Source organism: Bradyrhizobium ivorense (assembly GCF_900696085.1).
Lineage (GTDB): Bacteria > Pseudomonadota > Alphaproteobacteria > Rhizobiales > Xanthobacteraceae > Bradyrhizobium > Bradyrhizobium ivorense.
The window spans coordinates 246,407-259,753 of record NZ_CAADFC020000013.1; the positions used below are offsets into that span (position 1 = coordinate 246,407).

12 protein-coding genes are annotated in these 13,347 nt (G+C 63.2%); 7 read left to right on the forward strand and 5 right to left on the reverse strand.

Annotated elements, in window-relative coordinates; genetic code table 11:
• Positions 1-438: 438 nt before the first annotated feature.
• Positions 439-2,445 carry a ParB/RepB/Spo0J family partition protein gene (locus CI41S_RS18835; protein WP_139861017.1) on the reverse strand — a complete coding sequence of 669 codons (2,007 nt, stop codon included), beginning with the start codon at positions 2,443-2,445 and terminating at the stop codon, positions 439-441.
• A gap of 1,105 nt (positions 2,446-3,550) precedes the next feature.
• Here CI41S_RS18835 and CI41S_RS18840 point away from each other — a divergent pair.
• Positions 3,551-4,795, forward strand: coding sequence for a site-specific integrase (locus CI41S_RS18840; protein ID WP_244626593.1), 1,245 nt, complete (start codon positions 3,551-3,553; stop codon positions 4,793-4,795).
• 21 nt (positions 4,796-4,816) lie between these two features.
• Positions 4,817-5,098 (forward strand): hypothetical protein, encoded by a 282-nt coding sequence (locus CI41S_RS18845; RefSeq protein WP_139861018.1) that lies wholly within the window; start codon positions 4,817-4,819, stop codon positions 5,096-5,098.
• A gap of 34 nt (positions 5,099-5,132) precedes the next feature.
• Here the strand turns inward: CI41S_RS18845 and CI41S_RS43555 are convergent, their stop codons facing one another.
• Complete coding sequence (locus CI41S_RS43555; protein WP_172628097.1) at positions 5,133-5,312, reverse strand: hypothetical protein; 180 nt, start codon at positions 5,310-5,312, stop codon at positions 5,133-5,135.
• 28 nt (positions 5,313-5,340) lie between these two features.
• Between CI41S_RS43555 and CI41S_RS18850 the strand changes: the two genes are divergently transcribed.
• Positions 5,341-6,942 (forward strand): FAD-dependent oxidoreductase, encoded by a 1,602-nt coding sequence (locus tag CI41S_RS18850; protein ID WP_210242673.1) that lies wholly within the window; start codon positions 5,341-5,343, stop codon positions 6,940-6,942.
• A 28-nt stretch (positions 6,943-6,970) separates the two neighbouring features.
• Positions 6,971-7,747 carry an alpha/beta fold hydrolase gene (locus CI41S_RS18855; protein WP_172628098.1) on the forward strand — a complete coding sequence of 259 codons (777 nt, stop codon included), beginning with the start codon at positions 6,971-6,973 and terminating at the stop codon, positions 7,745-7,747.
• 2 nt (positions 7,748-7,749) lie between these two features.
• On the opposite strand, the gene CI41S_RS18860 is transcribed toward CI41S_RS18855, so the two are convergent.
• Positions 7,750-8,598, reverse strand: coding sequence for an IclR family transcriptional regulator domain-containing protein (locus tag CI41S_RS18860; RefSeq protein ID WP_172628099.1), 849 nt, complete (start codon positions 8,596-8,598; stop codon positions 7,750-7,752).
• 28 nt (positions 8,599-8,626) lie between these two features.
• Here CI41S_RS18860 and CI41S_RS18865 point away from each other — a divergent pair, with 28 nt between their 5' ends.
• The gene (locus CI41S_RS18865) at positions 8,627-9,508 is read left to right on the forward strand and encodes an alpha/beta fold hydrolase (RefSeq protein ID WP_139861022.1); all 882 of its coding nucleotides are present in this window, start codon (positions 8,627-8,629) and stop codon (positions 9,506-9,508) included.
• 21 nt (positions 9,509-9,529) lie between these two features.
• Here the strand turns inward: CI41S_RS18865 and CI41S_RS18870 are convergent, their stop codons facing one another.
• Both CI41S_RS18870 and CI41S_RS43560 read right to left on the reverse strand, forming a co-directional pair.
• Positions 9,530-10,852 carry an MFS transporter gene (locus tag CI41S_RS18870; RefSeq protein WP_139861023.1) on the reverse strand — a complete coding sequence of 441 codons (1,323 nt, stop codon included), beginning with the start codon at positions 10,850-10,852 and terminating at the stop codon, positions 9,530-9,532.
• Between the two features lie 52 nt (positions 10,853-10,904).
• Positions 10,905-11,585, reverse strand: coding sequence for a hypothetical protein (locus CI41S_RS43560; protein ID WP_172628100.1), 681 nt, complete (start codon positions 11,583-11,585; stop codon positions 10,905-10,907).
• Positions 11,586-11,696: 111 nt separating this feature from the next.
• On the opposite strand from CI41S_RS43560, the gene CI41S_RS43565 reads away from it, so the two are divergent.
• Both CI41S_RS43565 and CI41S_RS18880 read left to right on the forward strand, forming a co-directional pair.
• Positions 11,697-12,533, forward strand: coding sequence for a sugar phosphate isomerase/epimerase family protein (locus CI41S_RS43565; protein ID WP_172628101.1), 837 nt, complete (start codon positions 11,697-11,699; stop codon positions 12,531-12,533).
• The gene (locus CI41S_RS18880; RefSeq protein WP_139861025.1) at positions 12,530-13,336 is read left to right on the forward strand and encodes a shikimate dehydrogenase family protein; all 807 of its coding nucleotides are present in this window, start codon (positions 12,530-12,532) and stop codon (positions 13,334-13,336) included. The genes CI41S_RS43565 and CI41S_RS18880 overlap by 4 nt, the downstream gene beginning before the upstream one ends.
• The last annotated feature ends 11 nt before the right edge of the window (positions 13,337-13,347 follow it).

Sequence of the window (13,347 nt, forward strand, 5' to 3'; positions counted from 1 at the left end):
GGAGACTATCATGGCGAGCGCCGTTGGCTCAGCGCCGGAACGAGGCTCAAACGGCCGAAAGAATAGCCGACGACCGTGCATCAATTGCAACGAGGACGCAGCCGGATCAACGCGAGGAAACCGGGCTACATGTTCGCACAGGATACCGGTCGCACCGCCGGAATTGTCTGCCCCAATGCGCGCTGGATGCGCGCGGTCAAGACCAAGATCCGCACTTCCTGGCCCCGATCTACACCTCGCTGGTCAAGATCGAGAAGGCGCAAAGCAGGCACCTGGCTGCGACAATCGGCGTCGATCAGAGGGATCGTACCGCCGATCGGAGCGGGCGCTTGTGTGGGGAGTCGCCGCTTCGCATTCACTGTATCGGCCGCGCACCGTCAGGTGCGCGGCCGCAATTTTGAGCCCGCCGGGGCCGCCTAAGCGGCCCCGGCGCTGATTTCACTCCGCAGCTTCCGCCCGGAGTTCGTTGCTTTGCGCCTCGCCTTGGAGACCGCCCTGCCCATGCGGTGCAGCCGTCCGCAGCAACGCTGGCAGCCAGCCGGTCGCCGCCAACAGCTGCTCGGCCGCCTGCGCCATATCGGCCTTCTTCATGTCCGACATGCACTCCGCCGCCTCCGTCCCGACACCTTCGCGGACGGCTGCCAGAATGTCGGCCTTGGTGACGCGGCCAAGATAACTGCGCACCGTCGGACGCCAGTAGGCGGTCATGTCGAGGGCCTCGGCCTCGGCCAAGCGGCGGGCCACCGCCAGCGCCCGCGGCCTGCGGTCGAATGGCAATTTGACCGCATTGACCGTCAGGGCGACGCAATGGGCGAACAGCGCCATGCGGCTGTCGTGGTCGAGCTCGGCCACGAATTCCCATAGTCCGGCGACGTCCTTGGGCATCTGCCGTGCCCAATTGGCGTGCCGATCCGACCACATCTTGCCGGCTGGCGTGTCCTCGATCCCGGCCGCGTGCGCAGCCAAATCGCACTTCACTGGCTGGATGCCGACCACATGCGCATTCGCCCCGAAATAGAAAATTTGCGCTGCGAGCGCATGGGTCACCGCGACGATGGCGACGTCAGGCTGCTCACTCAGATTGAGCCGCAGCCCCAATGTTCGGTGCGCGGTAAGGTCGCGAACGAGAGCGTCAGACAGCGGCTGGTCCTCGTCCTCTTCGTCGCTCGCACCCTCGTCGTCCTCGTCATCCGCCGAGGCTTCCTCGCCATCCCTATCCTCCTCATCCCGCGCCTCGGGGGCACTTTCCGGGCCGGTTTCAGCCCCGGGTTTCTCGTCGCCGGGGCGGATAAAGCCCCGCTCGATCCGCACCCTGCCATCGTGATTGAGGACGACAAAAGCACCGCCGCGTGCAACGTCCTCGGCATCATAGGCGGTCCGCAATGCTTCCAGCCGGTCGATCTCGGCCTCCAGTTCGCCGAACCGCGCATCCACGTCGTCCGGCAGTTCCTCGGCCGTCTGATGCTGCTCGGTCAGCCGGTCGAACTCCGCGTGAGCCGCCGCAAGGCTCGCCTCGTCTTCCAATGACAGCACCACCGCATGCGGGTAGACGCGGCGCATGCCATGGGCATGCGGGAAGTCGAGATGGGCCTCCGTCCACTTCCATCCCTCCGCTGCCCGCAGCGCATCCGCCTCGCGGCCAAGCTTCGCCGTCACCAGCAAATCGAGCAGCGCCACGTCCTCCAGATAGCCGCCGCGATCATCGGTAAAGAGGTCCCGCAAAACCGTGCCGCCCGCCTCCGTATAGGCCTCGAGCCCGACAAAGCGCGCCCGGCGATCGGTGGCGGGAACGTGGGTTTCGGTGAGCAGACGGCGGATGGTGCTGGCATCCGGATCGAACGGCAGGCGCTCATAGACCGCTTCCTGCCGGGCTCGATCGTCGGTGATGGCAAAGGCCATCAGTTGCTCAAGGACCAGCTCGCCGTCGCGATAAAGCTGCACCAATTTGGGCGAAACCGCACTCAACCGGAGACGCTGCCGCACCACCTGCGCCGTCACGCCGAAGCGGGCCGCGATCTCTTCCGCACCGAAGCCGCGCTCGTCCGCGAGCTTCCGGAACGCCTCGAACTCGTCGGCCGGATGCATCTTCTCCCGGGTGACGTTCTCGTCCAGGCTGATCTCGTGAGGATCGTTCGCGGTGTCGACAATGCACCGGATCGGCTCGCTTTTCTTGATCTCCTTGCGCTTCACCCGCAGCAGCTGGGCGAGCCGCCTGCCCTCGCCGATGGTCACGCAGAAGAACCCGGTGGCCGCCCCTTCGTCATCGACCTCCGGTTCAACCACCAGATTCTGCAGGATGCCTTTGACGGCGATACTCGCCGCCAACGCCTCGATCGCCGCGTCGCTGTGCGGCGTCTTGCGCGCATTCTTTGGCGACTTCTTGAGCTTGCTGAGGGGAATGCGAACCTCGGTTCCGCTTGGTATTCCAACTGACTTGGCCGACATGATCATTCTTCCTTTTGGCTCATGGGTGCAGGGCGCACTCCGCGCCTGCACCCCTGCCCGTCGGCGAGACCGGGGGTAGCAAGTGCCAGGGCGACCCGGGCGGAGGGGTATCTCCCGCCCGATGAGGGCCGCTTCGCAAGAAGCGGGTCTGCACAAGCGCGTGCCATGTTGTCCAACGTCGGCAGAGTTGAACTAGCGCGGGGAGACCGCTCGGGTCGGCGCCGGCCAGCCGGCGCTTTACCCTGGCGCGCGCGAGGGGCAGCGCCCCTGAGCCGCGATGATGAGAACGCTAGGCACCCGGAAGACCTGAAATCAAGCGACGAGTGACGAAATCAAAAAAGGGCAGCCGCCGACAGGGCAGTGATAGCGACGCGGGCATGCAATGCCCCGCGGGCACCGAGGCGACTGCAGTCGCGAGACCGGTTAACAAGGCACCCGAGCGCGGGACAGCGATAGCGACGCGGCATGCAATGACGGCGGGGCCCGCGGGCGAGTGCCTCCGGCGAGCCACTCATTATTATCTTCTCTATACTATTCTCCTCCCTTTGCGAGAGGGATCGCAGCCGGGATGGCCGAGACGCTATGCGGCTCGGTGCACAAGAGCCCGGTTGGTCATTGCCGCACGCGCACTGTCGGATGCAAGGATAGGATTCGAGCTGCAGCGTCTCGATCGCCAAGCAACAAATGTCAGCTGGCTGCGGGTATGTGTCGAGCGCGGCAACTGCAACGCCATAATGCGATGCCAGTGACCTCAACAAAAAATGATCAATCGGTCCTTGTGTGATCGCTCTGGCTCACGTTGCTTCTCCCGCCTTTCGGATACCGCACCCTGCACTATGCTTGTTCTACGTTCAGTGGAGCGATCGTGGGCAGTCGTGCTTGAATGAAGTAGCTCCCTCGCGTTCGATTCACTCCCTTCGATGTCAAGAGCCCGATTCACTGAGGCAGACGTAAAGCGCGCTGTTCGAGGTGTCCTCGACAGTGGCGGCAAAGTCGCGCGCGTGGAGATTTGGCCTGACGGCCGCATTTCCGTGTTGATCAGGGGAGAAAGATCGATTCCAATGGATCCCGAGGACGACCCGGAGGTGTCCAGGAGCTTGCTGTGATGAGAGTTGGACGCTCGGCGCTGCCGTTGCCTCGCTATACAAGGCGCAAACGCCTCCTCACTGGGAACATTGCGTACTTCTTCGACGTGCCAACATGGGCGCGCAGAAACGGCTGCCCGGTCAAGAACGAACCGCTCGGTACCGATTACGAGCTGGCCGTGCAGCGCGCCGAGAAGATCTTGCTGCCTGCGTTCGACAGCTGGGTGACGGGCGGCGACGATGCCGACCCCGCGGGCATCGGCGTAGTGATCGGAACGCTCGACTGGATGTTTCACGAGTATCGCCGAACCTGGAAACAGAAGACCGCGAAGCGTCTGCAGCCCTTGAGCCCAGGTCAATGTCGCGTGCACGAAACCGGCATCAAGATGATCTGCGAATACATACTTAAGGACGGAAGGCGCCTGGGCACGCTGCGCGTTTTGAGTATCGATACGGCGTTTGCGGACGATCTGTTCGAGAAGCTGCTCTACAAGGACGTCGACGGCGAGAAGATTGAACGACGCACGACCGTGAACCACGCGATGAAGACGGCTCGCGGCGCCTGGAACACCATCTCACGCGCACACCCTCACCTGTTTCCAGCCAGAAACCCATTTGAGAAGATGGGCCTGCAATCGACCTCGCGCGAAACCCCGCACGCTAATTTCGACGAGCTGGCAGCATTCCGGGAGAAAGCGATCGAGCTGGGCTACCCGTCCTTGGCAACGGGCGTCCTGATCGGTTGGGAGTGGCTGCAGCGCAAGGCTCATATTTTCATCCGCTTTATGGCCGAGCACTACAGACCGGAAAGCCGCCCAAACCACGTCTACGTCATCAACTACAAGACGAGTACAGGCTCATGGGAGCCGCTCTTCGACAAGAAGGGCAAACCGCTCTATCCGCTGCTGATGGCCGAGCTGGACGCCATGAAAGCATTACGGCCAACGGGCGGCCTGATGCTGCGTCGCGATGGCAGCAGTCTGCCCTGGAGCGGAAAGGGCGAGATGCTGACTCAAGTCGAGCGCATCTCGAAGAAGATCATTCTTGCCGCGGGCTTACGTCCTGAGCTGACTTTCACGTCGTTCGGCCGACACGGCGGGACCACCGAGGCAAGCACATCCGGCCTCACTGAAACGCAGTTGATGAAGAAGGGCCAATGGTCGTCGACCAAAGCGATGGCCCACTACCTTCATCACGACGATGAGGCCAAGAGGGACGCACAAATCAAGCGCATCAAGCGGCGCCAGCAAGCGGCCAGAAAGTGAACATCTGTCCGAATGCATGCGATGAACGAGCTGTTCGTTCGTCTTGACGCGGCGATCCAGGTCGTCCGCTATTTCATCGCCGGTGCTTCCCATCAAATGAAAACGGTTGCGGCGGCGGCACCGGTCCTGATGGCCTGGTCAGGCCTGATCCACCAGGAATATTCGTTGACCCAGCTGCGCCGGATGCTCGGCCTCGATCTGTCCGGCTTCGACTTCGACGGTCCTTCCCGCGATGCGCCGTTCGTTTCGAACATATCAACGGGTCGCAGTACGGCAACAGACGGCGCTGTCATCCTGCCGTGAGTGATGACGAGGATTGGCAACGCGGCGATTGCCCTCACATGGCGCGTTCGCGCGCCATGCAGTTCGTCACCGTCAATTGATCCAAGCGCACATGCTCGGCCGGATTTTGCGATGTGCGATATACGCACATTTGAGCGTTAATTTGACACCACAAAGGTCGTTGGCTATTGAAGCGTATTCCATCGGTTTTTCCGTCAAAGGTTCCCGCCGCCATGCCAACCGAACTCTCGACAGAAATCCTGGTGATCGGCGGCGGTCTTGGCGGCGTCAGTGCGGCGCTTGCCGCGGTCCGGTTGGGACGCAAGGTCGTACTGGTAGAAGAGCTCGACTGGCTCGGGGGACAGTTGACTTCACAGGGCGTGCCGCTCGACGAGGCTCCCTGGGCCGAAAGCCTGGTGACGTCGCAAAGTTTTGCGGCGCTCCGTGTCGGCATACGCAAGCACTATCGTGACTACTACCCGCTGACCGCATGCGCGCGGGCCGATTTTCTTCTGAACCCGGGTAGGGGCAATGTCGGCACGCTTTGCTGTGAGCCGGCGGTCGCCGCCCGGGTTCTCGACGCCCTGCTCGCACCGTTCGTATCGGCCGGACTGCTTGTCGTGCTTCGCCGATACCGGTTGATCGGATGCACCAGCCATGCGGACAGGATCGTAGCGGCCGATATCATCAATCTCGAGAACGGCCGGCAAACCAGCATCTCCGCCGCTCTCGTGGTCGACGCCACCGAAACCGGCGACATACTCGGCATGGCCAATGTCGAGCATGTGCTGGGAGCGGAGTCTCAGTCCGAGACCAACGAGCCGCATGCCGTTCCAGGTCCCGCAGATCCGCTCGACCAGCAGGCACTTACCTGGGGTTTTGCGGTCGACTACCTGCCGCAGGAAGATCATACGATCGAGAAGCCCGCGGGATATGAGACGTTTCGGGCGTTGAAGCCCGACTTCTGGCCTGGTCCGCAGTTTGGCTGGACGGTCAGCAACCACGTCACCCACGAGCCGCTGGAACGAAGGTTGTTCGCCGGCGACACCGACGACGAGTACGTGTTCGACCTTTGGCACGCGCGCCGGATTCTGGCCCGCCGCAACTTCCTGCCCGGCGCCTTCGCAAGCGACATCACCATCGCGAACTGGCCGCAGATCGACTACTGGCTGAAGCCCGCGGTTGGCGTCAGCGCCGAGGACGCCGCCATCGCGCTCGACGAGGCGCGCCGGTTCTCCCTCTCCTTTCTCTACTGGATGCAAACGGAAGCGCCGCGCCATGACGGTGGAGCCGGCTATCCGGGCTTGCGGCTTCGTGGCGACGTGCTCGGGACTGCGGATGGCCTGGCAAAGCAGGCCTACTTCCGGGAGGGCCATCGCATTCGCGCCGAGTTCACGGTTCTGGAGCAACACATCGGCGTCGAAGCGCGCCCGGGCCGCGACGCCGCCGAACATTTCGATGACAGTGTTGGTATCGGCGCCTACCGGATCGACCTGCATCCAAGCACGACGGGCAAGCGCGATACCGTCGACATCGACACCTACCCGTTCGAGATTCCCCTGGGCGCATTGCTGCCGGTGCGGGTCGACAATCTGCTGCCGGCCTGCAAGAACCTCGGCACGACGCGCATCACCAACGGCGCCTATCGTGTCCACCCGGTCGAATGGAGCATCGGCGAGGCAAGCGGCGCACTGGCCGCCTATGCGCTTGAGCACAGCGTTCCACCACGTGCGGTTCGCCACGATCCGGCACGACTCGGAGATTTTCAGGCGACGCTGGACCGGCTCGGCGTGCTGCGCCACTGGCCGACCTACGGCGCGCTTCGACCCTTGAGCCGGCGCGGCTATCGGCCGCCGGCGCGATGAGAGCAAGGCAATGGAGCGGAGAACCTTCATGCAGGGAATCGCGGCCGTGACGGCCGCTACTCTCTTGGCACCGGCGGTGGCCCGGCCGCAGCCGCACCGCACGTTCGTGCTGGTACATGGCGCCTGGCACGGCGGTTGGTGTTGGGCTGATCTCGCCCGGGAGCTTCGCGAACGCGGACATCGGGTCACGACACCGACGCTGACGGGTCTTGGCGAGCGGGCTCACCTGCTCTCGCCTGCCGTGGATCTCGAGACCCACATCAGCGACGTCGTCAGTCACATCGATGCGGAAGAACTGACGGAGATCGTTCTGGTTGGCCATAGCTACGGCGGTTTTCCAATCCGCGGTGCGGCGGCACAGCGAGCTGAGAAGATCGCGCAAATTGTCTATCTCGACGCCTTCGTTCCGCTCGATGGGGAAATGGTTGCGAGCTACGTGCCATCCGACCGCCTTGCGATGTTCAGGGATCTTTTGGCCAAGGATCCCGCGGGCACGATCCCGCCCCCGAGGGCTAACGCGTTCGGCCTCACCACGCCCGATCAAGCCGCCTGGGTCGAGCGCCGTCTCGTCCCGCATCCCGTGCGCACCTATCTTCAGCCGATCCGATTCGAGTCCACGAAATCAGCGCGTAATGCGCAGCACTATATCGCCTGCATGTCGCCGAAGCTCGACGTGTTCGACAGCACCCGGCAGCGCATCGTCCACGACAAGGGCTTCAGCTACCTCGAACTCGATACCGGACACGACATCATGGTGAGTGCGCCCGCGCTGCTGGCACGAACGCTCCTGTCGCGGGTCGGATGATGCTACGGCAGTATACCCCCAATGGCTTGCGCGCACGATCGCAGCGCCGGCAAGAGGTCCTGGTTGATCCGGCGGGCGGCAACGCGGTGAGCCTGCGAGTTGACGTTCAGCGCCGCGACCACGCGGCCGTTGGGCTTCCTGATCGGAACCGAGAGGCCGAACAGGTTCAACTCGAGCTCCTCGTTGTTGACGGCGTAGCCCGATCGACGTGCTTCCTCGATGATCTTCAATATCTGTTTTCTGTCCGTAATGGTCTTCGGCGTTCGGGCCTCGATCCGGGTCTTTTGAATCAAGCCCACCAGCTCCTGTTCGGGCTTGGCCGCCAACAGAACACGCCCTGACGAAGACGAGAAGGCAGGCAGCTTCAATCCGGTCTTGATCACATAGGCGATGCCGGCGCCCGGAGGCTCGGCACGAGCAATGAAAATGACGTCGGTGCCACTCAGAACAGATACCGATGCCGCCTCCCCGACCGTCTTCGACAGCCTGTCGAGATAGGGCTGCAGCGTGCTGTCGAGGCCAAGCGATGCGAGATAGGTGTAACCGAGCCGCAAGACGCTGCTGGTCAGCTCGAATCGCTTGTTTTCGACGACGGCAAAGCCGAGATCGACGAGCGTGTGGAGAAGCCGCCGCGCCACGGCACGATCCAGATGGGTCGCCGCCGCGACTTCCGCGATATTCATGCTGCGCCGGTCCGGCCCGAACGCCTCGATCACCGCGAGTCCCCGGGCCAGTCCCGATACGAACTTCTGACCGTCGCGCTCGACCGTGGAAGTGCTGTTTGCCATGTTCGTGTCAACGATCCAGAGTGAATGGGCGCGAAGTTGCCGTGACGGTGTCCGCGCCAACATAGCGGCGAATCCCGCGTAAGGTAGAACCATGCTCGACAAGTTTCAAAGGCACGATATCGAAACCGCAGACGCGCGGATCGCATGTTTTGTCGCCGGCCACGGCCCGCCGCTGCTGCTGCTGCACGGCTATCCTCAAACCCACATGGCCTGGCACCGGATTGCCCCCGTCCTTGCGCAAAGCTACACGGTGGTCGCGACCGATCTGCGCGGTTACGGCGAGAGCCATGGTCCCCAGCAGGGGCCGGCGTCGGATTATTCCAAGCGCACTATGGCGCGCGACCAGGTCGCTGTGATGGACCGGCTCGGCTTTGGCCGTTTCGCCGTCATCGGCCACGATCGGGGCGCCCGGGTCGGCTACCGCCTGGTGCTCGATCACCCCGGACGGGTTAACGCCTATGTATCGTTGACCGTCATCCCCTCCAGCGAGGTCTGGGCCCGGGCTGACAAGGCCTTCGCGCTCGGCGCCTATCATTGGTTCATGTTTGCGCAGCCGTACGACCTCCCTGAAAGGCTGCTCGCCGCAGATCCCGATTACTTCCTCGATTGGACCTTGCGGAAAATGACCAAGGCGCCGGAGGCGCTGTCCGACGAGGCTGCCCGATCCTATCGCGATGCGTTCCGGCGCGCCGAGGTGCGCCATGCCATGATGCAGGATTACCGCGCCGCGGCTACGATCGATCACGAACATGATCTCGATGACCGCAACGCCGGCCGCCGTCTCGACTGTCCGGTGCTCGTGCTTTGGGAGGAAGGCCGCTTCGACGGAAAAACCAGTCCTCTGCAGATCTGGCGCGACTGGGCCGAGCACGCGGAGGGACACGCCATTCCGGGTGGCCATCTGCAGGCGGAGGAGCAACCGGAAGCGGTGCTGAACGCGGTGCTTCCCTTTCTGACGCAACATGCACGCTGAAGGTCGGGCGGGCAGCTGATGTCATTTCGAGCTGCCGGGTTCGGAGATATCGGCGGTCTGGGTTTCCGGGCCGACGGCCACCGCCGCGAAGGCAAGCAGAGTGAAGAAGAGCAGGAAGCACGCAACCGACCAATAGGCGCCGGTCGCTGCAAGCAGCGCCGTTGCGATCAACGGCGTCAGGCCGGCCAATGGATCGGAGATCGTGCGCGCCAGCGTGACGCCGCTGCTGCGCGTTCTGACATCGAATATCTCGGCAAGGTAGGCTCCCGAGGTAGCCAGGATGATCTTCACGCCGACGCCGTATTGCAGGATCAGTGCTAGATAGATCTGCCAGGGCTCCCTGCTGTTGGCGAGCCAGAAGAACGGGAACGCGAAGGCTGCCATGAAGGCGAGCCCCGTGAGGTAGACCGGCTTGCGTCCGAACCGGTCGCACAGCAGTCCCGTGAGCGGAATGACGGCGAGGCCCGTGAGATTGGCGAGCATGACCCCGGTGAGGCCGACACTCGGCGGAAGCTTGAGCGCAACCGTGCAGTAGGAGATCGCGAACACATTGAACAGCTGCCCGCCGACGGCGTCGGCAGATCGCGCTGCCGCCGCAATCAGTAGCCGTCGCCACTGCCGCCGAACCAGATCCGACAGCGGCGCCTGTTCGATCAGGTTGCGTTGCTTGAGCTTCGCGAAGGCGGGACTTTCCTCGACCTGCGCGCGCATGAAGATACCGACCATCGCGAGGGTGAACCCGATCAGGAACGGAACGCGCCAGCCCCATTGCAGGAACGCTTCACGAGGCATCGATGAAAGAACCGCGAACATGGCGGTGCCGATGAGAATGCCCAGCGAGACGCCGAGCGCCGGCAGACTGGCGAGCAGACCTCTTTCGCGAGGTCCGGAGAATTCGGCGACCATCGTGATCGCGCCGCCGAATTCAGCACCGGCGCCGATACTTTGCACGAGACGCAGCAGGACGAGCAGGATGGGCGCCATCAATCCGATGTCCGCATAGGTCGGCAACAGGCCGATTAAGCCGGTGGCAACGCCCATCATCACCAGACTGAGCACGAGGACTTTCTTGCGGCCAATCGTGTCGCCGAACCGGCTCAAGATCACGCCGCCGACCGGCTTGAGAAAGAAGCCGATACCATACGCCGCGAAGGCGGCCAGGGTCGCGCTCGTGGGGTCCAGATTGGGGAAGAACAGGACGCCGAACACGACGGTCGCGGCCGTTCCGTAAATATAGAAATCGTACCATTCGAGTACGGTGCCGACGAAGCCCGACACCACAACCTTGCGCCGCTGGCTTGCTGAACCTGAGATCGCGTTCGACGGCACTGCATCGATGGACATTGGGGTTTCCTTAGGCCTTGTGTCTTTTGTTGTCGTGGCAAGAACCGAAAGCTCAGCGCAATGGCGACCAGTCGGTCGGTCGCATGATCAGCGCGCGATGGCCGAGTTCGTGACGGCGCGCCTGTTGCTGCCAGCGGAGAAAGGCCGTGAACTCGGCCGGCTGCGCCTGCAGGCGCGCCAACGTCCGCATGTCCGGAAATGCCCATAACAGCATGACTTCGCTACCATGACGGAAGGCCGTCTCGTAGCTGCCGAGCAGGGAAAAGCGGCACGTACCATCGATCTCCTCCTTCATTTCCGCAAGCAGGGCGAGATAATCCTCGGCGCCCCCGCTTTTGAGGTCGATGATCTCTTGCAGCACGACTGCTGCGCGCTGGTCCGCAGCAAGCAATTGAGCGCGGCTCGGCGTGAACGGACTTCCGACCAGAACGCGATCAAATCCTCCCGATCGTTCGCCATACCAACGCTCCAGTGGCCCGTGAAACAGTTCCTTGCGCTGCTCGAAGTGGTCTGCGAATCCGTCCCAGCCTCCCGGCATCTCCCAGAACGTCACCATCCGCGGCCAGTCCCCATTGAGGAAGACCGGCACCCATGCCGCGATACATTCGGCGCCGGCCGATCCTTCCGCATTGCCCGTCGTGGACACGATTTCGCCGAGCTCCGCCAGATAGCGGGTATGCGCTCCCGGAGTGCGCACGGGGTCCAGCGTTTCGTGGAAGTAGATCCCTGCCATGTTTCCCATCCCGCTTGTGCGTATATCGCACATTTGTGCGTATATTGTTTACAGGCCCGATACGCTCTGTCAATGTCTCCAGCGTCAAGTCAGCTTCGGACGATCGTCCCCATGCGCACTCTATCCCTCGCCCACCTCACTCTGGTCGGATCGACTCCGCTCCAGTTGATCGATCATGCGACGGAAGCAGGCTTCGAGCATATCGGCATGCGGATCATCGCGCCGACCGCCGATACCAGAATCTCGTCGCCGGTCGAGGACCCCGCCCTCCGTGCCACCATCCTTCGTCGCCTTGCCGACGCGGGACTGAAGGTGCTCGACATCGAAGCGCTGTGGCTGTCGGCGGAATTCGATCCGGCGCCCGTCGAGCGCGCCTTTGCCTTCGGCGCGGAGATCGGCGCGCGCTACGCGATCGTTGCCGGAAATGATCCTGACCGTGACCGGCTGCTCAGGAATCTCGATGCAGTGTGTCAGCTTGGAGCTCCCTTCGGCATTCAGATCCTGCTGGAGTTTATTCCCTACACTGAGGTCCGCACGATTCGGGATGCCGCAAACTGTCTTGCTGCCATCGACTGTCCCAACACCGGCATCCTGGTCGATGCATTGCATCTGAGCCGATCGGGCGGCTCGGTCACCGATGTCGTGGCAGACCTGTCCCGCGTCCAGTTTCTGCACCTGTGCGACGCATCTGCGATCGTCCCTCGGACCACCGAGCTGCTGCGCGACGAGGCGCGTCGCAACCGCCTCTATCCCGGCCAGGGCGAACTTGCCCTTCGTGAGCTCGTTGCGGCCACGCCGGCCTCTATCCCGATCGCGATAGAGGCGCCCCATGCGGGTCTCGCCGACCGTCCATTCGGCGAACAGGCGCGCCTGGCGCGCGAAGCGACCATACGCCTGCTTCAAGAGGTGGACGGGATGAAATCCGGTGAACAGGAGCACGGGCGTTGATCGAGCAATATAGCGGTGCAACCCGCCTCGTGGTCATTCTCGGCGATCCCATCGCGCAAGTGAAGGCACCCGGCGGCCTGACGCGGGAGTTCGAAAGACGAAGCACGGACGCCGTCGTCGTGCCGATGCAGGTGCGGCCCGCCGACATCAAGTCCGTGTTGAGCGCCATCGACCGTATCGCCAATATCGACGGGATTATCGCGACCATCCCCCACAAATTCGCACTGGCCGAGCACTGCACCGGCTTGTCCGACCGATCGGCCTTCCTTGGCGTCGCGAATGTCGCACGCCGTGAGGCTGATGGATGGTCGGGAGACATGCTGGACGGAGAGGCCTTCGTCGACGCGATTCTATCGGCCGGTTGTCGCCTTACAGGCGAGCCGGGCCTGCTCGTCGGCGCCGGCGGCGCAGGCAGCGCGATCGGTCTGTCGCTGCTCGATCGCGGCATTGGCAGGCTTGCCATCTCCGACATCGACGCCGGTCGCCGCGAGGCGCTGATGAGCAAGCTGGATCGCAGGTACGGCGACAAGATCGTCGAGGGATCCAGCGATCCGCGGGGCTACTCGCTCGTCGTCAATGCGACCCCACTCGGAATGTCGACCGACGACCCGTTGCCGCTCGACTCGTCCGGTCTGTCTCCCACGATCTTTGTCGGGGACGTCATCACCAAGCCCGAGGTCACCCCGCTGCTTCAGCGCGCCCGCGAGCTCGGCTGCAACACGCAGACGGGCGTTGGGATGTTCGAGAGCTCCGTCAGCCTGATGGCGGACTTCTTTGCGCCTTCGATCGGCGCTTCGCGCTGATACGCCGCGAC

Bases quoted from the DNA above. Each gene is read 5' to 3' on its own strand.
- CI41S_RS18835 (WP_139861017.1), bottom strand. From the start codon at position 2,445: ATGTCGGCCAAGTCAGTTGGAATACCAAGCGGAACCGAGGTTCGCATT.
- CI41S_RS43555 (WP_172628097.1), bottom strand. From the start codon at position 5,312: ATGGCGGCGGGAACCTTTGACGGAAAAACCGATGGAATACGCTTCAAT.
- CI41S_RS18855 (WP_172628098.1), top strand. From the start codon at position 6,971: ATGCAGGGAATCGCGGCCGTGACGGCCGCTACTCTCTTGGCACCGGCG.
- CI41S_RS18845 (WP_139861018.1), top strand. From the start codon at position 4,817: ATGAACGAGCTGTTCGTTCGTCTTGACGCGGCGATCCAGGTCGTCCGC.
- CI41S_RS18860 (WP_172628099.1), bottom strand. From the start codon at position 8,598: ATGTTGGCGCGGACACCGTCACGGCAACTTCGCGCCCATTCACTCTGG.
- CI41S_RS43565 (WP_172628101.1), top strand. From the start codon at position 11,697: ATGCGCACTCTATCCCTCGCCCACCTCACTCTGGTCGGATCGACTCCG.
- CI41S_RS18865 (WP_139861022.1), top strand. From the start codon at position 8,627: ATGCTCGACAAGTTTCAAAGGCACGATATCGAAACCGCAGACGCGCGG.
- CI41S_RS18840 (WP_244626593.1), top strand. From the start codon at position 3,551: ATGAGAGTTGGACGCTCGGCGCTGCCGTTGCCTCGCTATACAAGGCGC.
- CI41S_RS43560 (WP_172628100.1), bottom strand. From the start codon at position 11,585: ATGGCAGGGATCTACTTCCACGAAACGCTGGACCCCGTGCGCACTCCG.
- CI41S_RS18870 (WP_139861023.1), bottom strand. From the start codon at position 10,852: ATGTCCATCGATGCAGTGCCGTCGAACGCGATCTCAGGTTCAGCAAGC.